The organism is Brucella pecoris (genome assembly GCF_006376675.1).
GTDB lineage: Bacteria > Pseudomonadota > Alphaproteobacteria > Rhizobiales > Rhizobiaceae > Brucella > Brucella pecoris.
The window spans coordinates 623,569-643,003 of record NZ_VEWK01000002.1 but is presented as its reverse complement, the minus strand read 5'-3'; the positions used below and the strand labels follow the sequence as shown (position 1 = coordinate 643,003).

Below are 19,435 nucleotides of genomic sequence, written 5' to 3'. Positions count from 1 at the left end.
ATGAGCTTTATTCCTGTCATTATCAGCGGCGGTTCCGGTTCCAGATTATGGCCGCTTTCGCGCGATGCGCACCCGAAGCCATTCATCGAACTGCCGGACGGCAGTACCCTGATCGGCAAAACCTACAAGCGCGCCGCAGAGCTCGACGGTGTGGACCATATCCTCACCGTGACCAACCGCGACTTTTTGTTTCTGACGCTTGATGCCTATGCGGATGCAAAGGCGCGCAAGGTTGACAATGCATTTCTGCTGGAGCCGCTCGGGCGCGATACGGCACCCGCAGTTGCCGTTGCTGCGCTCCATGCCGCAGCGACTTACGGCCCGGATGCGACATTGCTTGTCATGCCCGCCGATCATCTGATCGAGGACGAGGCGGCATTTGCGGAAGCCGTATCAAAGGCGCGGCAGATAGCTGAAACCGGCCGTATCGTCACCTTCGGTATCGTCCCGGATCATCCGGAAACCGGCTTCGGTTATATCGAGGCCGAAGGCACCGACGTGCTGCGCTTCGTCGAAAAACCTGACGCAGAAACCGCCCAGGCCTATGTCGAAAGCGGCCGTTACTTCTGGAATTCCGGCATGTTCTGTTTCACGGCTGGCACCATGCTCGCAGCGATGCAGCATTTTGCGCCGGAAATCTTCAATGCCGTGCAGGCTTCGCTTGAACATGCCCGGCGCGGTGTCAACGGCGAGACCAAGACCGTTGAAATCGCAAAGGACGATTTTGCGACTGCTCCGGCGATTTCCATCGATTACGCGATCATGGAAAAGGCCGACAATATTGCCTGCATTCCGGTATCCTGCGGCTGGTCCGATATTGGTTCCTGGGCGGCGATGGCCGATCTCATCGCGCCGGATGACGACGGCAATCGTTTGCGCGGTGAAACGGTTATTGAAGACACGACCGACAGCTTTGTCTTGTCCGAAACCCGGCTGGTCAGCCTCGTCGGTGTTCATGACCTCCTTGTCGTGGACACGCCCGACGCACTGCTCGTCGCCCATCGCGACAAGGCGCAGGACGTGCGCAAGGTCTTCAACAAGCTGCGGGCAAATGGCCACGAAGCAGCCAAGCTTCACCGCACGGCCCACCGACCATGGGGCACCTATACGGTTCTCGAGGAAGGTGACGGCTTCAAGATCAAGCGGATCGAGGTGAAGCCGGGACGACGCCTGAGCTTGCAGGCGCATCATCACCGGTCCGAACACTGGATCGTCGTTTCCGGCACGGCAAAAGTCACCAATGGTGACCGTGAGATACAGCTCACAACCAACCAGTCGACCTATATTCCGTGTGGGTTCCGTCATCGGCTGGAAAACCCCGGCATTCTGCCGCTCGTGCTTATCGAGGTGCAAAGTGGCGAATATCTGGGCGAAGACGACATTGTCCGTTTCGATGATGTCTACGGGCGCACGTAGGGCCGCCTGACTGACGAGACCTAAGCAGGGAATCGGCGCCTGTTGCATTTATTCGGGAACCATTCGCTGCTGGGAATGTTTGCCCTTACATGCCCAGCAAGGAACAGGACCCGGCTACCGATCTGATCGGTATGCCGGTCATCGACTTTCAAAAACACGCCCTTTTCTTCGATGTGGACGGAACACTGCTCGATATTGCCGCCAATCCCGATGGCGTTATCGTTCCAATTGGTCTGCAAAAATCGCTTTCGATCATTTCCGAGCGTCTGTCCGGTGCGATGGCACTGGTCACGGGCCGGGCAATTGCGTTCATCGAAGAACGCTTTCCCGATTATCGCGGTCCCATAGCCGCGTTGCACGGTGCCGAGTTCCGGCACGCATCCGGGTTGGTCGAGCTGATCGAGCCGGACGAACATTTTCTGATCGCAAAGGATTTTCTACGGCAGGCTGCATCTCGCGTAAGCGGCCTTCTCGCCGAAGACAAGGGCAGTGCGGTTGCCCTTCATTATCGCGCCGCGCCAGATAAAGCCGATCTGGCGCATGATCTCGTCGGGAAGGCACTGAAGCTCGCCGGGCCGGATTGGATCGTGCAATCTGGCAAGATGGTTTTCGAGCTGCGCCCGGCAATCAGCGACAAGGGTGCTGCCTTGCGCCGCTTTATGAAAGAGAAGCCATTTGTGGGGAGGGCACCGGTCGCATTTGGCGATGACCTGACGGATTTACCGATGCTTGGTGCAGCAAGCGATCTCGGCGGTACAGCCGTTGTGATCGGTCGTGCAATCGACCATCCGGGCGCCACGCGGTTGGCGAACCCGGCAGAGCTTCGTCTCTGGCTATCCCGCCTTTGTGGCGATGAACAAGCAAAACAATGAGAGGATTTGATATATGGGTCGGCTGATCGTGGTCTCCAATCGTGTTCCCTTGCCTGACGAACAGGGCAAGGCTCCTGCGGGTGGGCTGGCGGTGGCATTGCAGGCCGCGCTCAGCGAACGCGGTGGCATATGGCTCGGGTGGTCCGGCAGGACCCTTCCCAATCGCCAGGTGCAGGAACTGGCGATCCGCGATGTGGGCTCCATTCGCTACGCGCTGCTCGATCTCCACAAGAAGGATATCGATGAATATTATGCCGGCTTCGCCAACCGCATGCTCTGGCCGCTTTGTCACTATCGCCTGGATCTGATCGATTACACTCGCAAGGACATGGCCGGATATTTCCGGGTCAATCGCCTGTTTGCAAAGCATCTTCTGCCGATGATCGAGCCGGATGATGTGATTTGGGTCCACGATTATCATCTCATTCCGCTGGCGGCCGAACTGCGCAATCTCGGTGTCACCAACCGCATCGGCTTCTTCCTGCATATTCCCTGGCCGCCTGCCGATATCCTGTTCACGCTACCCGTGCATGAGACCATCATGCGCGGCCTCGCATCCTATGATGTGGTGGGCTTCCAGACCGAGAACGATGTCGATAACTTCATCGGCTGCCTGCGGCGAGAGAAGATCGGCAAGCCGCTCAATGATGACGGATTGTTCGAAGCGTTCGGGCACCAGTTTCGTGCCGAGCGCTTCGGTATCGGTATCGAGACGGCGTCCTTCGCGAAGATAGCCGATAAGGCGCAACGTCATTCAACCGTAAAGCGCATGCGTGACAGCATGCTTGATCGCGATCTAATCATCGGCGTCGACCGGCTCGATTATTCCAAAGGCATCACCAATCGCATGGAGGCTTTCGAGCATTTCCTGAAGGTCGATCCCGGTAATCGCGGCAAGGTCACCTTTTTGCAGGTCACGCCGAAGTCCCGCTCCGAAGTGCCGGAATACAAGGATATGCAACGCGCTGTGGCAGAACTGGCCGGTCGGGTGAACGGTGCAAACGCTACGGTCGACTGGACGCCGATACGCTATATCAACCGTTCCCTGAACCGCGAGGTGCTGGCCGGGCTTTATCGGCTGGCGGCTGTCGGACTGGTCACGCCGCTGCGTGACGGGATGAACCTTGTCGCCAAGGAATATGTCGCGGCACAGGACCCTGAAAATCCCGGCGTGCTGGTGCTGTCCCGTTTTGCTGGCGCCGCGCAGGAACTCGACGGCGCGCTTCTGGTCAATCCCTATGACACCGAGGCGATGGCCTATGCCATGGCCCGCGCGCTTGCCATGCCGCTTGCCGAACGCAAGGAACGGTTTGAAAGCATGATGGCTTTTCTGATCACCCACGACGTCAATCACTGGTGCGATGACTTTCTGGACCGTCTTTCCCCCGGTTGATGGGGTACGGTTTGACAACGCCGAGTTTGGCGGCTTCTTCCGCAAGACGTATCGTATAATTGAAGTTGCCCATATCTGACGATAGCAGCGGGGCTTTTGTCTCACGAGCTTCCTTTGGCGACATGCCAAAACGAGTTTTGAATGCTCTGGTAAACTGTGCGCCGTCATGAAATCCGCAGCGATAAGCGATTTCCTTGAATGACACCTGTCTGCTGCACTCGCCGACCAGAATGCGATAGGCATGATCGAGCCGCTTCTCACGAATGATTGTGGCAATACCACCCTCTGTATCAAATGTCCGGTAAAGGCGTGAGCGGGAGACGCGAAGATTCTGGACGATAAGATTTGGCCCCAGCAGAGGATTGAACAGGTTATGGTCGATATAGGCGAGGATAGTCTTGCGCATGGGAAGATTGACGGGAAGGCTCTGCATTTCTTCTCTGGCAACGCCTTTGATGCCTGCGCCAAGCAGTGTCAGCATTGCTTCCTGCGCTGATTTTTCTTCGGCCTTGTCCAGTTTGCCAATCAATGATTGCAGACTATGGAGATATTCAGAAAGCAGACGCGTCAGGGGAGCATTCACTGACAAGACAAGGCCGTGTAAATTGCGCCAGCCTACTATCCCCTCCAGTTCATTGCGGGGGATTGTCACAGTGATGCGTGAGCCGGCGGATGCCTGGCTTTCTACGGTCTGTGTCAGATCGATGATAATAATATCTCCAGGCTTTGCCACGACATCGACCCCGTTGAAATCGCCGCGTAAACTGCCTGCCGTAATAAGTTGCAGAACGTAGTGATCAAGCCCACCCTGTGCGATGAGTTTGCGTGTGCGTGAGTAGTTCTGGGTGTTGAAGGAAGTCGTTCCTACATGGAAAGTGCCGAGTGCGCGAGCAGCAATTGTTCCAGAAAACTGGTACTTCCTGTTCTCTGCCACGATTTCATATATGGGTTTGATTGCAGATCGCCAAAAATCTTTGCGAAGCTTGTCGTCGACCATGTCGGTCGAGATTGAAATCTCATTAGCCATCACAAGTCATTCAGTCCAAGGCAGGTTGTTGATATGAAATCGCACGATGTGCGAAATATTGATAGCATGTATTATTATCAATATTTTTTGTTTAGGTGCATATTTTATGCATTCTTGTACTTGAACAAATAAATTCTTCTGCATGGGGCTTTGATTTTAGCTAGCCACCCAAAGCATATATTATTAATCTATAATATAGCTGAAACCTCCCGATTTTGACTGATAAACTCAACCCTGTTGGAACTATCACCATATGTTGTCTGATGCCGAACAGGAACTATTCTCGATAGAATGCCAGAATAGAACTTCTGCTTGTTCGCAGAAGTTTGAACGTCTCGTACAGGGGGCGCTGTTGAACGCCTGGATAAATCTTCTATCTTTGGTTTCAGGTTTGAAGATGTCCCGAATGGCCTTGTCGGTACAAATGGAGCCGGGTTGGGGAGGCGCTTTATAGTCGTGAGCCTGATCGACCTTTGGGCGTTTGGCAGTGTTGTTTTGAAAGTGTTTCGATATGAGACTGTTTTTTACCGCTTTGGTGCTTGCCCTGATCAGCTGCACCAGTGTTGCGACCTCAGCCGGATTAAACGGTACTCTCGGAACCGAGTGTCGACGTATTCCTATTCAAGGGACCGGTTTTTCCGATACGCTGACAAGGCCGTCCTGGGCTATGCCGTTATGGAATTCACCATCGGTTCCAGCCAGCCAACGGTCGCAACGTGCCATCGTCTATCCGCAGGCAACGCCGTCGCCCCAACTTTACCGCTATGACTGCACACCGACGGCCGCAGAACCGAATGAAGTTCCGCGGGCCGATTACAGTGGTCAGTAAGGGCTGTCGACCTTGCCCATCTCGACGTAGACAGTCTTGATCTGGCTGTAATGAGCGAGTGCGGCGATGCCGTTTTCGCGCCCGATGCCAGATTGTTTGTAGCCACCGAAGGGAACTTCAACTGGCGTCAGGTTATAAGCATTGATCCAGCACGTCCCGGCCTTGATCTGGCCGATTACGCGATGGCCGCGTGCGATATCGGCAGTGAACACACCCGCCGCGAGGCCGAACTCGGTATCGTTGGCGCGTGTGATCACTTCGTCCTCGTCGGAGAACTCCAGAACACTCATCACTGGTCCGAAGATTTCTTCGCGAGCGATGGTCATTTCGTCGGTCACATCAGTGAAGACGGTCGGTTCGATGAAGAAGCCTTTGTCGAAACCCTGCAGTTTCGGCACACCACCACCGCAAGCAAGCTTCGCCCCTTCTGCCTTGCCCTTTTCGATATAGGACAGAACCTTGTCGCGCTGTGCGCCGTTTACTAGTGGCCCCATCTGAGTTGCTTCATCCAGCGGATCGCCAATGCGAATCTTGCGTGTGCGTTCGACCAGCCGTTCGACAAAATGGTCGTGCATCTTCTTGTGAACGAAAACGCGGGTGCCGTTCGAGCAAACCTGCCCGGTCGAATAGAAGTTGCCGAGCATTGCGCCACCGATAGCGCTTTCGAGGTCAGCGTCATCGAACACGATGATCGGCGACTTGCCACCAAGCTCCATGGTGATGTGCTTCAAGTGTTCACCCGCCTGCGCCATGATGCGCTTGCCTGTTGGTACGGAACCCGTCAGCGAGACCTTGGCCGTCAGGCGATGATTGACGAGCGCGGCACCGACATCGCCGAAGCCCTGCACGACATTGAACAAGCCATCGGGAAGCCCCGCTTCCTTGTATGCTTCCGCCAATGCAAGCGCTGAAAGCGGCGTGTTTTCGGACGGCTTGAAGATGAAGGCATTCCCCATCGCGAGTGCAGGCGCGGATTTCCACGCGGCAATCTGGATCGGATAGTTCCATGCGCCGATACCGACGCAAATGCCGAGTGCTTCGCGGCGCGTATAGGCGAACGAGCCGCCAAGTTCCACGAATTCACCGTTGAAGCCGGAAATGATGCCGCCGAAAAATTCCAGTGCATCAGCGGCCGAAGCCGCATCCGCCACCAGCGTTTCCTGAAGCGCCTTGCCGGTATCAAGCGTTTCGAGCTTCGACAGCTTCTTGTTCTTCTCGCGCAGGATTTCTGCCGTGCGGCGCAGGATGCGCCCGCGCTCGACAGGTTTCAGCGCTGCCCATTCACCTTGCGCTTTCAGCGCTGCGGCATAAGCCGCCTCGATCACATTGGGTGTCGCCGAATAGAGCTTGGCAATTTCCTCGCCGGTTGCCGGATAGATGACCGGCAACGTCTTGCCCGCCTTGTCTTCCATGAATGTGCCGCCGATGAAATGCGAGGCTTTGGGTTGTGCTTTCATTGTTATCCCTTAAATTTTATCAGCGGTCGGAAACTTGCCAGCGCGGATTGATCCAAGGCTCCTGATTGGAGCACGCCAGCGGCGTACGGCCGAGAATATGATCGGAAGCCTTTTCGCCGACCATGATCGACGGGCCGTTGAGATTGCCGTTGGTGATGCGCGGGAAGATGGATGAATCCGCAACGCGCAGGCCTTCGACACCGATCACCCGGCATTCAGCATCGACCACCGCCGTTGGATCGTCAACCGCACCCATCTTGCAGGTTCCGCACGGATGGAAGGCGCTCTCGACATGCTCGCGGATGAAATTATCGATTTCATCGTCGCTCTGCACATGCGCGCCGGGCTGGATTTCCGCGCCGCGATAGGCGTCGAATGCCGTTTGTCCGAAGATTTCACGGGTGAGGCGTACACAATGGCGGAAGTCGGTCCAGTCGTCTTCGTGCGACATATAGTTGAACTTGATGACAGGTTTCTCACGCGGATTGGCCGAGCGAAGCGTTACGCTGCCACGCGATTTCGACCGCATCGGCCCGACATGTGCCTGAAAGCCGTGTGACTGCGCCGCGGCCTTACCGTCATAGCGGATGGCGACCGGCAGGAAATGATACTGGATATCTGGATATTCCACACCTGCTTTAGAGCGTACGAAAGCAGCAGATTCGAAGTGGTTGGTTGCGCCGTCGCCCGTCTTGAAGAACAGCCATTCCGCGCCGATCTTCGCTTTCGAAAACAGGTTCAGTTTGGAGTAGAGCGTGATTGGCTGCGTGCATTCCTGCTGGATATAGACTTCCAGATGGTCCTGCAGGTTCTGGCCGACGCCGGGGCGATCGGCGACCACTTCAATTCCGTGTTCTTTCAGTTGTGCGGCAGGGCCAATGCCAGAGAGCATCAGGAGCTTCGGCGAATTGATCGACGAGGCGGCAATGATGACTTCACGCCGCGCACGGATGGTCGAGAAGCTACGACCTGCCTCGATCTCAACACCAACCGCGCGCTTTCCCTCAAGCACGATCTTGCGCGCAAGCCCCTTGACCAGCTTGACATTCGGGCGTTTGAGGGCCGGCTTCAGATAGGCATTGGCGGCAGACCAGCGACGACCATTATGGATCGTCTGTTCCATCGGGCCGAAGCCTTCCTGCTTCTCGCCATTATAGTCTTCGGTGACTTCAAAGCCCGCTTCGTGGCCAGCCTCGACAAAGGCATGGAACAGCGGATTATCGCGCTTGCCGCGCTGGATATAAAGCGGGCCATTGGTGCCGCGCCAGCCTTCCTGGCCACCGCTCGAATTTTCCATCCGCTTGAAATAGGGCAGTACATCTGCATAGGCCCAGCCGCGCGCACCGCTTTCCGACCAGTGGTCGTAGTCGCGTGCATGGCCGCGCACATAGACCATGCCGTTGATTGAAGATGAACCACCAAGCACCTTGCCCCGCGGCGTTACAAGGCTGCGCCCGCCAATATGCGGCTCTGGTTCGGTCGAAAAACCCCAGTCATAGGTTTCCATATTCATGGGGAAAGAAAGGGCGGCTGGCATTTGGATTAACGGACCGACATCGGGCACGCCATATTCGATGACGATCACCGAATAGCGACCGTCTTCAGACAGGCGATAGGCCATGGCGGATCCGGCGGATCCGGAGCCGATGATGACGAAATCCGCTTCCATACTCATTTCTCCCCCATAAGCTGAACCGCGATGTAGTCTTCCACCAACGCAATGGCTGAGGCAGCATTGGGCGCATCGGCGCCAAGTGCGTGACGAATGTAAAGTCCGTCGATCATGGCACCTGCACCCTCGGCAATGCGGCTGGCCCGCTCGCGCGAGGTCAGCTGTTCAAGTGCGAAGACGAGGTTTGAATGCAGGCGGCGCGCATAGATGCGCAAGAGCCGGCGGGTGTCCTCCGACTGTTGTGCATGCACATAGAAGGTAAGCCAGGCGGCAATGGTTTCCTGCGCGAACTGCGATGCGGAAAAATTGACCGCAATGATGGCCGCGATACGTTCCCGCGGCGTCTCGGTTCGTCCGATGGCGGCGTTGAGATCCTGCCCCAGTTCACGCAGCAAATGCCGCATGGTGGCGAGAATGAGCTTGTCCTTGCCGCCGAAATAATGATGCGCAAGCGCAGGCGAAACGCCCGCCTCATGCGCGATCTGCGCGACGGTCACGTCCAGCGAACCACGCTGGCCGATGGTACGAATGGCGGCATCGATCAACTCGCGCCGCCGCAAGGGCTCCATCCCGATCTTGGGCATAATCCTGGTCCGTTCTCAGTCTAACTGAGCGGCCAGTTTAACGTTGATTGATTCATCAATCAATAAAAACCGGATATGCAAATCTTGCGTTTGCCGGCGCAACAGCGGGCGATCTGCATGACGGGGAGGCTTGTCGGGGAGGTGCCGACCGCTTACATTCAACTAATGAGCAGAGCTTTCACCAAAGAACAGGATGATGCGCCGACCGACCTCGGCGAGCGCCCGGTTAGTCCGCATCGCAATCTCGTCACGCCGACGGGCTTGACGATGATCGAGGATGAAATCGCCCGGCTGCAGCGCGAGCTGGCGGACGCCAATGTCGCGGGCGAGCGTTCGGCGATTGCGCGTATCTCACGCGATCTGCGTTACTGGGTGGCGCGGCGTGAAAATGCCGAGCTTTCCGTTCCCGCTCCCGACAGCGATGTCGTGCGTTTCGGCATGACGGTAGATCTGGAAAATCTGGACGACGGCAAGGTTCGCCGCTGGACCATCGTGGGCGAGGATGAGGCTGACCCGTCAAACGGCAAGATTTCCCATGTCGCGCCCGTTGCCATTCTGCTGTTCGGCAAGCCGGTCGGCGATGTCGTGAAAATCAATAATGTCGAGTGGGAAATCGTGTCGCTGAAGATTGTTTAGTCTTCGTCTATAGCGACGGTATGGTCACGGAAAAACGCTGCTGCGCCGGCTTCATCTATTTCACTCGTCGAAACCATCAGGACGAGCTGGATAATGTCTTCCTGTACGGCTTCAAGACTGAAGCCGTTGAAATAAAGAAACAAGTCAGCGGCAGCCAGTCCAGTTCTCTTGTTGCCGTCCACGAAAGGGTGGTTTTTCAGCACACCGAACAGATAGGCCGCCGCCAGATCGAAGATATCAGGATCGCCATAGGCTTCCTTTTGCAACGGACGCGCAAGCGCTGAATCAAGCAAACCGGAATCGCGAATACCCGCTGCACCACCATGCAGACGCAACTGCTCCTGATGCAGCGCTTCTATGAAAGCCCGCGAATGAAAGTCGATCATTGAGCGAGCACGCGATAAGCGGTCTCATATTTTTTCATCCGCTCGCGGGCAATCTTCATTTTCTTCTCGAAGACCTCCGGATCTTCCGTGCTCCTGGTCAGTCTCAGTCCATCCTTTTCTGCGGTCAGGACCAGAGTGTCGCCAGTTTGCACGTTCAACTGCTCCAGCATTTCCTTTGGGATGATCACACCGTCGGAATTGCCGATCTTGCGCAGGGTTACGTTCATAGCTGCTCTCCTATGTTATAACGCATGATATAACATGGTGCGCCTGCGTTGTCACCACAAGCTACAGCCAACCCTTTCGGCGGAAATAGTAAAGCGGCAGCAGGGCGGAGGCGATCATCAGACCAAGCGCCATCGGATAACCCCATGGCGATTGCAGCTCCGGCATGAAGGAGAAGTTCATGCCGTAGATGGAAGCCACTAGCGTCGGCGGCATAAAACCGACCGCCGCCACAGAGAAAATCTTGATGATGGCGTTCTGTTCTACCGAAATCAGACCAACGATCGTATCGAGAAGGAATGTGACCTTGTTGGATAGAAAATCCACATAGGCGGTCAGGGATTGCGTGTCGCGTTCCAGCGACTTGATCCAGCTGCGCGTTTCCTTCTTGCCGGCTGCGGGATTGTTGATGGCCGACAGATAGACCAGCATGCGGCTGATCCCCGCCAGACTTTCGCGCATTCGCGAGAGAAATGTTCCCTGTCCACCGATCTGGGTCAGTATGTGACGGAAATCCTCCGTCGTCATCGGGCGGGCTTTCGGTTGACGGCGATAGATGGAATGCGAAGCTGCATCGATCTTGCCCGCGACACCTTCCAGAATATCGGCGAGGCGGTTCGTCGTGGCTTCGGTAATGCCAAGCATGATCGACAGGCCCGAGCATTTGGGTGATATCAACCCGTTGCCCGGCTTGGTCGAACGCAGGATATAGGTGCTGAACGATTTCGGATTGGCATAACGAACAGTGATCAGCCGCGAACCATGCAGGATGAAAGTGACGGGCGCCAGCTCGCGATGGTCGAGATCGACCGCGTGCAGGATCGGCACTGTGAGATATTGCGCGCCGGTTTCCATGTAGAATCGGCTCGATTCCTCGATTTCCGTCATGTCTTCGCGGGTGGGGATCGAAATGCCCATCCATGCTTCGACAATACTGTCTTCATTGACGCCAGGAGCAAACAGGTCGATCCAGATAACATTTTCGGGCAGCGGAGTGCCGGGCTCGACTTCCACTTGTTCGAGGTGGTCTCCGGAAAGGCTGTAAAGTGTGATCATATTGGCACCTGAAGTCTGGCCCGAAATCTCGAGCGGCTGGATTATGGGGCACTGTGCGCGAAAATTGTTAACGGAATGCGGCAGTGGTTTCCAGTCCGCAATCAGCTTTCTTCGCGACGGTTGACAGCTCCATTACATAGGTCTAATTCATCAAGTCATCAGATGAATTTGGTGAAGATATGAAGGCGATATCCCGCAAGACTTTGACGGATTCGGCCACGCAGGCATTGCGAGGCGAAATCACGTCGGGACGCTGGTCGATAGGCGACCAGTTGCCAAATGAAGCCGCACTTTCCGCAACGCTCGATGTCAGCCGCGGCACGGTGCGCGAAGCTGTTCGGGCGCTGGTGGCGCAAGGAATGCTGGAAACCCGGCAGGGTTCGGGAACCTATGTCCGTTCCACTGCCGACACGGCACGCAGCCTCGACCGCATCCGCCATACCAGCCTGCGCGACCGCTTTGAGACCCGGGCAGTTCTCGAAACGGAAGCCGCACGTCTGGCCGCCTTACGCATCAAGCCGAAGGGGATTGTGCATCTGGAGAAAGTGCTGGCACAGCGCGGCAATCGTGACGAACTGGACCGGGCAACTTTCGTGGCCCGAGACTTTGCCTTTCATGAAGCCATCGTCGCTGCTTCGGGCAATAGTGCACTGATCGAGGTCTATGCCTTTTTCTCAGCTTCCATTCGTGAATCCATAGAAGCCACGCTCGACGGCGAACTGCCCGAGCCGAACCATGAAGCGCACCGCCAGATCGTCGAAGCCATCGCCTCGGGCGATCCTGACAAGGCCGGTGCAACCGTTCGCCGCTTCATGGCGCCCCTGATTGAAGAACTTGAAAGGTTGCTGGCATCATGAGCCACACGAACACGACCCTGCTGAACGCGGCAGAAAACGAGGCGATGTTGCAGCCGGAAGCGCTGGTCGATGCGGAGGCTGACAGCGTTCCGCCGCCACCGGTCCAGCAGCCGCCAAGCAAGGCGCTGCGCATTTTGTTGGGGCTGAGCCTCGTGCTGATCGCGGCCAATCTGCGACCGGTATTTTCCAGCGTTTCCGTGTTGCTGCCGGAAATCATCGACGCCACCGGCATGTCATCCGTTGCAGCCGGTGTGCTGACCACCTTGCCGGTGCTCTGCCTTGGCATTTTCGCACCATTCGCGCCGCGTCTGGCACAGCGGTTCGGTGCGGAGCGCGTTCTGCTTATTGTTCTGGCAGTTCTGACTATCGGGACAGCAATCCGCGGCTTCGGTACGTTCTATTCGCTTTATATCGGCGCGGCGCTGGCCGGTGCGGCCATTGCGACGGGCAATGTGTTGCTTCCGGGGGTCGTCAAGCGTGACTTCCCGAAAACTGCAGCCATCATGACCGGTCTTTATACGATGGCGCTGTGCGGCGGTGCTGCATCTGCAGCCGGTTTCACCATTCCCATCAAGGGAATGCTCGGCGGTTCCTGGAATCTCGCTCTGGCATTCTGGGCTGTTCCAGCGGCCGTCGTTCTGCTGTTGTGGCTGCCGCAGGCCATGCGTGCGAAACACAATGTCGCGCATTCGGGTTTCAAGGTTATCGGCCTGTGGAAGGACAAGCTGGCCTGGCAGGTGACGCTGTTCATGGGACTGCAATCCTCCACGGCCTATATCGTCTTCGGATGGCTGGCGCCGATCCTGCGCGAGCAGGGCCTGAGCCCGGCGGCGGCTGGCGGTCTGGTTTCCTTCTCGATCTTGGCGCAGGTCATCACCTGTCTCGCAGTGCCTTCCATCGCCACCCGCCAGAAGAACCAGAGCCTGCTCAATGTCATTCTGTGTGCCTGTGCGGCCTTGCCGCTGATCGGCTTTCTGTATCTGCCGCTTTGGACCTATTGGGGGCTGGCGATCATTCAGGGTATCGGGCAGGGCGGTCTCATCGCCGCCGCGATGATGGTGATCGTGCTGCGCGCACCGGATTCGCACACGGCAGCGCATCTGTCCGGCATGGCGCAGTGCGTGGGCTATACGCTGGCCGCAATCGGCCCGCTGATCGTGGGGCTGATCCACAGCGCAACGGGCAGCTTTACCGCCTGTGGCCTTTTCTTCGCTGTGCTGGGGCTGGGGGCTGCTATCGCCGGATGGGGAGCAGGGCGCGCGCAACATGTGGGCGTACAGGTAGTCAAGGAATAGCAGCAACAAAAAACCCCGGCAAAACCGGGGTTTTTCTTTATTCCTACACGAAAGGCATCAGGCCTTTTCGTACAGCTCTTCGACGAATTCCCAATTGATGAGGTTGTCGACGAAGGCTTCAAGGTACTTCGGACGCAGATTGCGATAATCGACATAGTAGGAGTGTTCCCACACGTCGACGCCGAGGATCGGCGTTGCGCCATGAACGAGCGGGTTTTCGCCGTTCGGAGTCTTGGAAATTTCGAGCTTGCCGTTCTTGACCGACAGCCAGGCCCAGCCAGAACCGAACTGGCCGACACCGGCAGCGATGAAATCTTCACGGAACTTGTCGTAGCCGCCAAGATCGGACTCGATTGCCTTTTCAAGCTTGCCCGGCAGCTTCTTGCCGCCGCCGCCCTTCTTCATCCACTTCCAGAATTGGATGTGGTTGTAGTGCTGGCCGGCATTGTTGAAGAGGCCCTGGTTCTTGCCGTAGCTTTCCTTGACGATCTCTTCCAGGCTCTTGCCTTCGAGGCCGGAGCCTTCAAGCAGCTTGTTGCCGTTGGTGACATAGGCCTGATGGTGCTTGTCGTGATGAAGTTCAAGCGTCTCGCGCGACATGAAAGGCGCAAGGGCGTCATAGTCATACGGCAGGGCGGGCAGTTCGAAAGCCATTGGAAACTCTCCTCTTTTCATTCAGCTTATATGGCAACTTACAGGGGCAGCTTACGGCGGGCCAAGCGGATGCTGCCTCAAAACTTGCGTGCGGAATCTACATAGGCCGCAATAGCGCAGGCGGCAATGGTACCAGCGGGCAATTCAGCTTCAAGACAATGAATTATTATTGAAATCACAGTAGGATGGAGCAAATCTGGTTTTTTATGCTTCGCGATGCGTGGCGGGCCCTCACAGGAGGAAACGGTGTCCCACAGTTCTTAAGAGTGGGCCTTGAATTCAATTACCCTATTTTGCGCGCAGAGGTTGTGTTGAGCAGAGATTTGTAACCATGAAAAATAGTGTAAATTCATTCAATAGTTATGTCTTCGACGCTTATGGCACATTGTTCGATGTCCATTCGGCGGTGCGACGACATGCAGATAAAGCCGGGCCGGACGAACGGGCATTTTCCGAACTGTGGCGGGCTAAACAGCTTGAATATTCCTGGGTGCTGAGCCTGATGGGCGCCTATAGCGATTTCTGGAAACTCACCGAGGATTCGCTTGATTTCGCATTTGCGCGCTATCCTTCCGTTGATCCAGCACTACGCAATGATCTGCTGGACGCCTATTGGAAGCTTGATTGCTATCCGGAAGTGCCCGCCGCTCTCAAAAGCCTGAAGGAGAAGGGCGCACGGCTCGCAATTCTCTCCAACGGATCGCCGGCAATGCTGGAATCCGCTGTCCGCTCGGCAGCGCTCGACGTCCTGCTGGATGATGTGATTTCGGTCGATGAAGTCAGGAAATACAAGACCGCCCCGGCTGTCTATGAACTCATCACACTGCAATGGCGGCTCTATCCTTCGGCAATCTCGTTCCAATCGTCGAATCGCTGGGATGTGGCAGGCGCGGTGCGGTTCGGCATGCGTGGGGTCTGGATCAACCGGTCCAACCAGCCTGACGAGTACAAACAGTTTGCTCCGGCGCTCATTTTGCCAAGCCTTCAATTGCTCGACTGATTTATCACTAAAAGTTGAACTATTCGAGTTCATTGAATGCAGGCACGAGCACCCAAAATTGTGTCGCCGCTGCAACACGAGCCATGCTGGTAGGCTTTCGCCACGTTTAGGCCGCATTGCGAACGGGTGTACGCCACATTTTTCGGGCGTTTTCCGTGCAACCGATCACCGGAAACAGCCGTTTAAGGACGTTTCGATGGCTCGCCGCGTATCTGCCACAATTGGCCGGGTCGCAATTCGTTAACCCTGAATGTGTATCTGTAACCCCTCCCGTCACCAAACTGGTTTTCATATGCAAACGACCCTTACCCGCCGTTCCTTTCTGACGGCAATGACAGCAACAGCGGCCGCCGGCCTGGCCGGTTGCGCTCAGTTGGGGCAGAATGTTCCAATTATAGATGTGGATCAGTCGGGCAACCCGATCAACCGCACCCCGCAGGCCAATGTCGACTCTTCCTATGGCGGCTGGGCGCAGATGTATGCCTCCGTCGAGGACGGCGGCTTCCAGCTTCCGGCAATTCCGATCCAGAAGATGGACAAGCGCTATCTGCGCCAGGTTGTGCAGGACCCGACTGGCGAACTGCCGGGTACGCTGGTCATCGATACGGCTAACCGCTTCTGCTATCTCGTCCTCGAAAATGGACAGGCGATGCGCTACGGCGTCGGCATCGGCCGCGAAGGCTTCGCATGGTCGGGCCGTGCTGTGATCCAGTACAAGCGCCAGTGGCCGCGCTGGACCCCGCCGGACGAAATGGTCGCCCGTCAGCCGGAACTGGTGCAGTACAGCGCCAAGAACGGCGGCATGGCTCCGGGCCTCAAGAATCCGCTCGGCGCCCGCGCGCTCTATATTTTCCAGGACGGCAAGGACACGCTGTATCGACTGCACGGCAACCCGGAATGGTGGTCGATCGGCAAGGCGGTCTCTTCGGGCTGCGTGCGCTTCCTGAACCAGGATATCATCGATCTCTATGATCGTGTACCGGCGAAATCGCCGATCCTCGTTATGTAATAACGAGCGCTGAAACGGCAGATTGCAGAAGCCCCGGACAGCCATCTGTCCGGGGCTTTTTCGATTGTATTGCAAGCTCGCTTGCCGCCACCTCGAAAATCAGTCACTTTCCGCCCGGACCATATTTTTCGAAACGAGGGGAGGGCATCCATGTCAGAAGAAAAGACTGCCGAGAAAGTCAAAGGCCCCGCATCCTATTTCCCGTCCATCGAGAAAAAATATGGGCAGCCCATCCAGCATTGGCTTTCGCTGATCGAGCAGCGAAAGGGCGACAAGCATATGGAAATCGTCAACTGGCTGAAGTCCGAATTCGACATGGGACATGGCCACGCCAATGCCCTTGTCGCCTATGTTCTAGCCAAACCGGCGAAGGCGTAACGCTGACGCTTTCTACCGCTTGAAACCGCCGAGAATGCCGCGCACAAGTGCGCGGCCCAGCGAATTGCCGACCGAGCGGACGACGGATTTCATCGCGGCTTCCGCGACTGTCTGGCGACCGGAGCGACGACCGGTGCCAAGTGCGGTGCCGACGAGATCGCCAAGAATACCGCCGCCACCTTCTTCCTCTTCCTTGGTCTTTTGCTGGGCTGCTGCAGCATTCTGCGCCTTGCGGGCCAGCATTTCGAAAGCGGAATCGCGATCCACAACCTGATCGTACTGCCCGGCTACCGGGCTTGCCGCGATGATTTTCGCGCGTTCCTCCGGCGTCAGCGGGCCAATGCGTGACGAAGGCGGACGCATGAGCGTACGCTGCACAATGGAGGGCACGCCCTTGGCCTGAAGCGTGGAAACCAGCGCTTCACCAGTGGCGAGATTGGTGATCGCTTGAAACGTGTTGAAATCCGGGTTCGGACGGAATGTATCGGCTGCGGTTTTCACAGCATTGGTTTCGCGCGGCGTATAGGCGCGCAGGGCATGCTGCACGCGGTTGCCAAGCTGTGCCAGAACCGTTTCCGGCACGTCGAGCGGGTTCTGCGTCACGAAATAGACGCCGACACCCTTGGATCGGATCAGGCGCACGACCTGCTCGACACGATCGATCAACGCCTTCGGCGCTTCGTCGAAGAGAAGGTGGGCTTCATCGAAGAAGAAGACGAGCCTCGGCTTGTCGGGATCGCCGATTTCCGGCAGTTCCTCAAAAAGTTCCGACATCAGCCAGAGCAGGAAGGTGGAATAGAGCCGCGGGCTCATCATCAGCTTGTCGGCGGCAAGTACGCTCACCACGCCGCGCCCGTCGGTCGTGGTGCGCATCAGATCTGCAATTTTAAGCGCCGGTTCTCCGAAAAAATTCGAGCCGCCCTGCTGGTCGAGAACCAGAAGCGAACGCTGGATTGCGCCGACCGAGGTTTTGTTGACATTGCCGTATTTGCCGGAAAGCTCCGCCGAGCGTTCCGCCATTTCGGCCAGGATGGCCTGCAAATCCTTCAGGTCCAGAAGCAACAGGCCTTCTTCATCCGCCAGACGGAAGGCGATGTTCAGCACACCTTCCTGCGCGTCGGTCAGGTTCATCAGGCGCGAGAGAAGAAGCGGCCCCATTTCGGATATGGTTGCGCGGACAGGATGCCCCTGTTCCCCGAAAATATCCCAGAAGATCACAGGCGCGGCACGCATCTCATAAGGGGCGAGCTTCACTTCCGCCGCGCGCTTGAGAAGGCCGTCATTTTGAACGCCTATTGCGCCGATGCCGGAAAGGTCGCCCTTGATGTCGGCGCAGAAAACCGGAACACCAGCCGCCGAAAAGCTTTCGGCCAGAACCTGCAGCGTGACGGTTTTACCGGTGCCGGTCGCGCCGGTGACGAGGCCGTGCCGGTTGCCGTATTTCAGCGCTAGATATTCCGGCTGCTGGTAGGAGTCGTCAGGCTTGCGGCTCGCGCCAAGAAAAATAGCGTCTTCGGCAGTCATCAGGCAGCTTGCTCCCTCTGTTCAACTATTACTTACGATATAAACATCGCTTATCGCCACGACAAGCAAAAGCCTTGGGGAAAAGCCTTGGACGCGGTGGCTGACGAAGGCTGCAACGCAACTTCAACGCGCAGGATAGCCGTTCGGCTGGGCTGGAATTGCTTTCAGATAGGCAGCAATGGCGTTGCGGTCCGCCTCGGTGAGATGGGCCATGTTTGCAACCACATCGGTCATCGATCCGCCGAGCGAATCGAAATCCGGTGTAAAGCCGCTTTGCAGCGCATAGGCGATGTCTTTCTCGCTCCACCCGCCAATGCCCGCTTCATCCGGCGTAATGTTCGGTACAATGCCCCTTTTTCCATCGCTGCCGGTCTCCGGCGACAATGCTCCGGCAAGCCATTGGCCGGTGTTCAGGCCGCCTATGATATTGCGCGGCGTGTGGCATTCACCGCAATGGCCAAGTGCTTCAGTCAGATATTGACCGCGTTTCACCTGATCGGAAGCATTTGCGATTTCCACCGCAGGCTGATCGGTCAGATAAAGCTGCTTCCAGAGGCCGAGCCCGCGCCGGATATTGAATGGGAAGGAAAGCTTGTGCGGTGCTGCGACATTGTTGGATGGCGGCAGCGTTTTCATAAAGGCAAAGAGATCTGCCACATCCTGCGGCTGCATTCTTGTATAGGACGTGTAGGGGAAGGACGGATAGAGATGCTCATCCTGCTTGCCGACACCCTTCAACATTGCATTGGTGAAATCCTGGATGGTCCAGGTGCCGATACCCTGCTCGGACGGGGAAATATTGGGCGCGATAAATGTTCCGAAATCTGAAACAAATTCATGGCCGCCCGCCAGAACCTTGCGTGCATCACCGGATGCACCCGGTGCGGCATGGCAGGAAGCACAGCCGCCCGCCCAGAAAACCTGTTCGCCCTTCACCGGGTCGCCGGGCTTCATCGCATCCAGAACGGTCGCGTCCACCTTTTGCGGCGTGGTCAGAATCCAGAAAGCCGCGGCTCCAACCAGGACCACGGCGCCTGCGACATATGCCAGTTTTCGGACCATTCTATCCGTTCCCGTGTGGCGGTTCCAGCAACAGCGGGCCGCTCTTGTGGCTGTAATTCGGCATGACAGTTACATCTGCGCGAAGCCGCTGGAACCGCTCCGC

Annotated in this window: 19 protein-coding genes; 9 read left to right on the top strand and 10 right to left on the bottom strand. The window is 56.8% G+C overall.

What is annotated here, in order from left to right:
* The 3 genes from FIB18_RS06485 to otsA all read left to right on the top strand — a co-directional run bounded on the left by FIB18_RS06485 (position 1) and on the right by otsA (position 3,681).
* Entirely contained in the window at positions 1–1,416 is a 1,416-nt protein-coding gene (locus FIB18_RS06485) for a mannose-1-phosphate guanylyltransferase/mannose-6-phosphate isomerase (RefSeq protein ID WP_140019916.1), read from the top strand.
* Between the two features lie 89 nt (positions 1,417–1,505).
* Positions 1,506–2,288, top strand: coding sequence for a trehalose-phosphatase (otsB, locus tag FIB18_RS06480; protein ID WP_140019915.1), 783 nt, complete (start codon positions 1,506–1,508; stop codon positions 2,286–2,288).
* A 13-nt stretch (positions 2,289–2,301) separates the two neighbouring features.
* On the top strand, positions 2,302–3,681 hold the full coding sequence (gene otsA / locus FIB18_RS06475; RefSeq protein ID WP_140019914.1) for an alpha,alpha-trehalose-phosphate synthase (UDP-forming): 1,380 nt from the start codon (positions 2,302–2,304) through the stop codon (positions 3,679–3,681).
* Here otsA and FIB18_RS06470 read toward each other — a convergent pair.
* From FIB18_RS06470 to betI, 4 genes are all read right to left on the bottom strand, one after another.
* A complete protein-coding gene (locus FIB18_RS06470) occupies positions 3,635–4,708 on the bottom strand; it encodes a helix-turn-helix domain-containing protein (RefSeq protein WP_140019913.1) in 1,074 nt (357 codons plus the stop codon). The two genes, otsA and FIB18_RS06470, sit on opposite strands and share 47 nt — an antisense overlap.
* An 822-nt stretch (positions 4,709–5,530) precedes the next feature.
* Positions 5,531–6,994, bottom strand: a complete 1,464-nt coding sequence (gene betB, locus FIB18_RS06465; RefSeq protein ID WP_140019912.1) for a betaine-aldehyde dehydrogenase — start codon at positions 6,992–6,994, stop codon at positions 5,531–5,533.
* Positions 6,995–7,013: 19 nt separating this feature from the next.
* Positions 7,014–8,663, bottom strand: coding sequence for a choline dehydrogenase (gene betA, locus FIB18_RS06460; RefSeq protein ID WP_140019956.1), 1,650 nt, complete (start codon positions 8,661–8,663; stop codon positions 7,014–7,016).
* 2 nt (positions 8,664–8,665) lie between these two features.
* Complete coding sequence (betI, locus tag FIB18_RS06455; RefSeq protein ID WP_012092476.1) at positions 8,666–9,250, bottom strand: transcriptional regulator BetI; 585 nt, start codon at positions 9,248–9,250, stop codon at positions 8,666–8,668.
* A gap of 165 nt (positions 9,251–9,415) precedes the next feature.
* Between betI and FIB18_RS06450 the strand changes: the two genes are divergently transcribed.
* Positions 9,416–9,886: a GreA/GreB family elongation factor gene (locus tag FIB18_RS06450; RefSeq protein WP_029925347.1), complete on the top strand. Its 471-nt coding sequence runs from the start codon at positions 9,416–9,418 to the stop codon at positions 9,884–9,886.
* Here FIB18_RS06450 and FIB18_RS06445 read toward each other — a convergent pair.
* From FIB18_RS06445 to FIB18_RS06435, 3 genes are all read right to left on the bottom strand, one after another.
* Complete coding sequence (locus tag FIB18_RS06445; protein ID WP_036585845.1) at positions 9,883–10,272, bottom strand: type II toxin-antitoxin system death-on-curing family toxin; 390 nt, start codon at positions 10,270–10,272, stop codon at positions 9,883–9,885. The two genes, FIB18_RS06450 and FIB18_RS06445, sit on opposite strands and share 4 nt — an antisense overlap.
* Positions 10,269–10,499 (bottom strand): AbrB/MazE/SpoVT family DNA-binding domain-containing protein, encoded by a 231-nt coding sequence (locus FIB18_RS06440; RefSeq protein ID WP_029925342.1) that lies wholly within the window; start codon positions 10,497–10,499, stop codon positions 10,269–10,271. The genes FIB18_RS06445 and FIB18_RS06440 overlap by 4 nt, the downstream gene beginning before the upstream one ends.
* A gap of 61 nt (positions 10,500–10,560) precedes the next feature.
* Positions 10,561–11,553: a magnesium transporter CorA family protein gene (locus tag FIB18_RS06435; RefSeq protein WP_010661562.1), complete on the bottom strand. Its 993-nt coding sequence runs from the start codon at positions 11,551–11,553 to the stop codon at positions 10,561–10,563.
* Positions 11,554–11,732: 179 nt separating this feature from the next.
* Between FIB18_RS06435 and FIB18_RS06430 the strand changes: the two genes are divergently transcribed.
* Positions 11,733–12,410: a FadR/GntR family transcriptional regulator gene (locus tag FIB18_RS06430; protein ID WP_140019911.1), complete on the top strand. Its 678-nt coding sequence runs from the start codon at positions 11,733–11,735 to the stop codon at positions 12,408–12,410.
* A gap of 44 nt (positions 12,411–12,454) precedes the next feature.
* Positions 12,455–13,705, top strand: a complete 1,251-nt coding sequence (locus FIB18_RS06425) for a CynX/NimT family MFS transporter (RefSeq protein WP_407921849.1) — start codon at positions 12,455–12,457, stop codon at positions 13,703–13,705.
* A gap of 57 nt (positions 13,706–13,762) precedes the next feature.
* On the opposite strand, the gene FIB18_RS06420 is transcribed toward FIB18_RS06425, so the two are convergent.
* Positions 13,763–14,359, bottom strand: coding sequence for a superoxide dismutase (locus tag FIB18_RS06420; protein ID WP_006471131.1), 597 nt, complete (start codon positions 14,357–14,359; stop codon positions 13,763–13,765).
* A 331-nt stretch (positions 14,360–14,690) separates the two neighbouring features.
* Between FIB18_RS06420 and FIB18_RS06415 the strand changes: the two genes are divergently transcribed.
* The 3 genes from FIB18_RS06415 to FIB18_RS06405 all read left to right on the top strand — a co-directional run bounded on the left by FIB18_RS06415 (position 14,691) and on the right by FIB18_RS06405 (position 16,746).
* Complete coding sequence (locus FIB18_RS06415; protein ID WP_140019909.1) at positions 14,691–15,359, top strand: haloacid dehalogenase type II; 669 nt, start codon at positions 14,691–14,693, stop codon at positions 15,357–15,359.
* A 292-nt stretch (positions 15,360–15,651) separates the two neighbouring features.
* On the top strand, positions 15,652–16,368 hold the full coding sequence (locus FIB18_RS06410) for a L,D-transpeptidase (protein ID WP_105541288.1): 717 nt from the start codon (positions 15,652–15,654) through the stop codon (positions 16,366–16,368).
* 150 nt (positions 16,369–16,518) lie between these two features.
* The gene (locus tag FIB18_RS06405) at positions 16,519–16,746 is read left to right on the top strand and encodes a DUF4287 domain-containing protein (protein ID WP_140019908.1); all 228 of its coding nucleotides are present in this window, start codon (positions 16,519–16,521) and stop codon (positions 16,744–16,746) included.
* Between the two features lie 12 nt (positions 16,747–16,758).
* On the opposite strand, the gene FIB18_RS06400 is transcribed toward FIB18_RS06405, so the two are convergent.
* Entirely contained in the window at positions 16,759–18,270 is a 1,512-nt protein-coding gene (locus FIB18_RS06400; RefSeq protein ID WP_140019907.1) for a helicase HerA-like C-terminal domain-containing protein, read from the bottom strand.
* 123 nt (positions 18,271–18,393) lie between these two features.
* Positions 18,394–19,332, bottom strand: a complete 939-nt coding sequence (locus FIB18_RS06395; RefSeq protein WP_140019906.1) for a cytochrome c — start codon at positions 19,330–19,332, stop codon at positions 18,394–18,396.
* Positions 19,333–19,435 lie beyond the last annotated feature (103 nt).

Coding starts and splice junctions, on each gene's coding strand:
- FIB18_RS06485 (WP_140019916.1), top strand. CDS start 1: ATGAGCTTTATTCCTGTCATTATCAGCGGCGGTTCCGGTTCCAGATTA.
- otsB (WP_140019915.1), top strand. CDS start 1,506: ATGCCCAGCAAGGAACAGGACCCGGCTACCGATCTGATCGGTATGCCG.
- otsA (WP_140019914.1), top strand. CDS start 2,302: ATGGGTCGGCTGATCGTGGTCTCCAATCGTGTTCCCTTGCCTGACGAA.
- FIB18_RS06470 (WP_140019913.1), bottom strand. CDS start 4,708: ATGGCTAATGAGATTTCAATCTCGACCGACATGGTCGACGACAAGCTT.
- betB (WP_140019912.1), bottom strand. CDS start 6,994: ATGAAAGCACAACCCAAAGCCTCGCATTTCATCGGCGGCACATTCATG.
- betA (WP_140019956.1), bottom strand. CDS start 8,663: ATGGAAGCGGATTTCGTCATCATCGGCTCCGGATCCGCCGGATCCGCC.
- betI (WP_012092476.1), bottom strand. CDS start 9,250: ATGCCCAAGATCGGGATGGAGCCCTTGCGGCGGCGCGAGTTGATCGAT.
- FIB18_RS06450 (WP_029925347.1), top strand. CDS start 9,416: ATGAGCAGAGCTTTCACCAAAGAACAGGATGATGCGCCGACCGACCTC.
- FIB18_RS06445 (WP_036585845.1), bottom strand. CDS start 10,272: ATGATCGACTTTCATTCGCGGGCTTTCATAGAAGCGCTGCATCAGGAG.
- FIB18_RS06440 (WP_029925342.1), bottom strand. CDS start 10,499: ATGAACGTAACCCTGCGCAAGATCGGCAATTCCGACGGTGTGATCATC.
- FIB18_RS06435 (WP_010661562.1), bottom strand. CDS start 11,553: ATGATCACACTTTACAGCCTTTCCGGAGACCACCTCGAACAAGTGGAA.
- FIB18_RS06430 (WP_140019911.1), top strand. CDS start 11,733: ATGAAGGCGATATCCCGCAAGACTTTGACGGATTCGGCCACGCAGGCA.
- FIB18_RS06425 (WP_407921849.1), top strand. CDS start 12,455: ATGTTGCAGCCGGAAGCGCTGGTCGATGCGGAGGCTGACAGCGTTCCG.
- FIB18_RS06420 (WP_006471131.1), bottom strand. CDS start 14,359: ATGGCTTTCGAACTGCCCGCCCTGCCGTATGACTATGACGCCCTTGCG.
- FIB18_RS06415 (WP_140019909.1), top strand. CDS start 14,691: ATGAAAAATAGTGTAAATTCATTCAATAGTTATGTCTTCGACGCTTAT.
- FIB18_RS06410 (WP_105541288.1), top strand. CDS start 15,652: ATGCAAACGACCCTTACCCGCCGTTCCTTTCTGACGGCAATGACAGCA.
- FIB18_RS06405 (WP_140019908.1), top strand. CDS start 16,519: ATGTCAGAAGAAAAGACTGCCGAGAAAGTCAAAGGCCCCGCATCCTAT.
- FIB18_RS06400 (WP_140019907.1), bottom strand. CDS start 18,270: ATGACTGCCGAAGACGCTATTTTTCTTGGCGCGAGCCGCAAGCCTGAC.
- FIB18_RS06395 (WP_140019906.1), bottom strand. CDS start 19,332: ATGGTCCGAAAACTGGCATATGTCGCAGGCGCCGTGGTCCTGGTTGGA.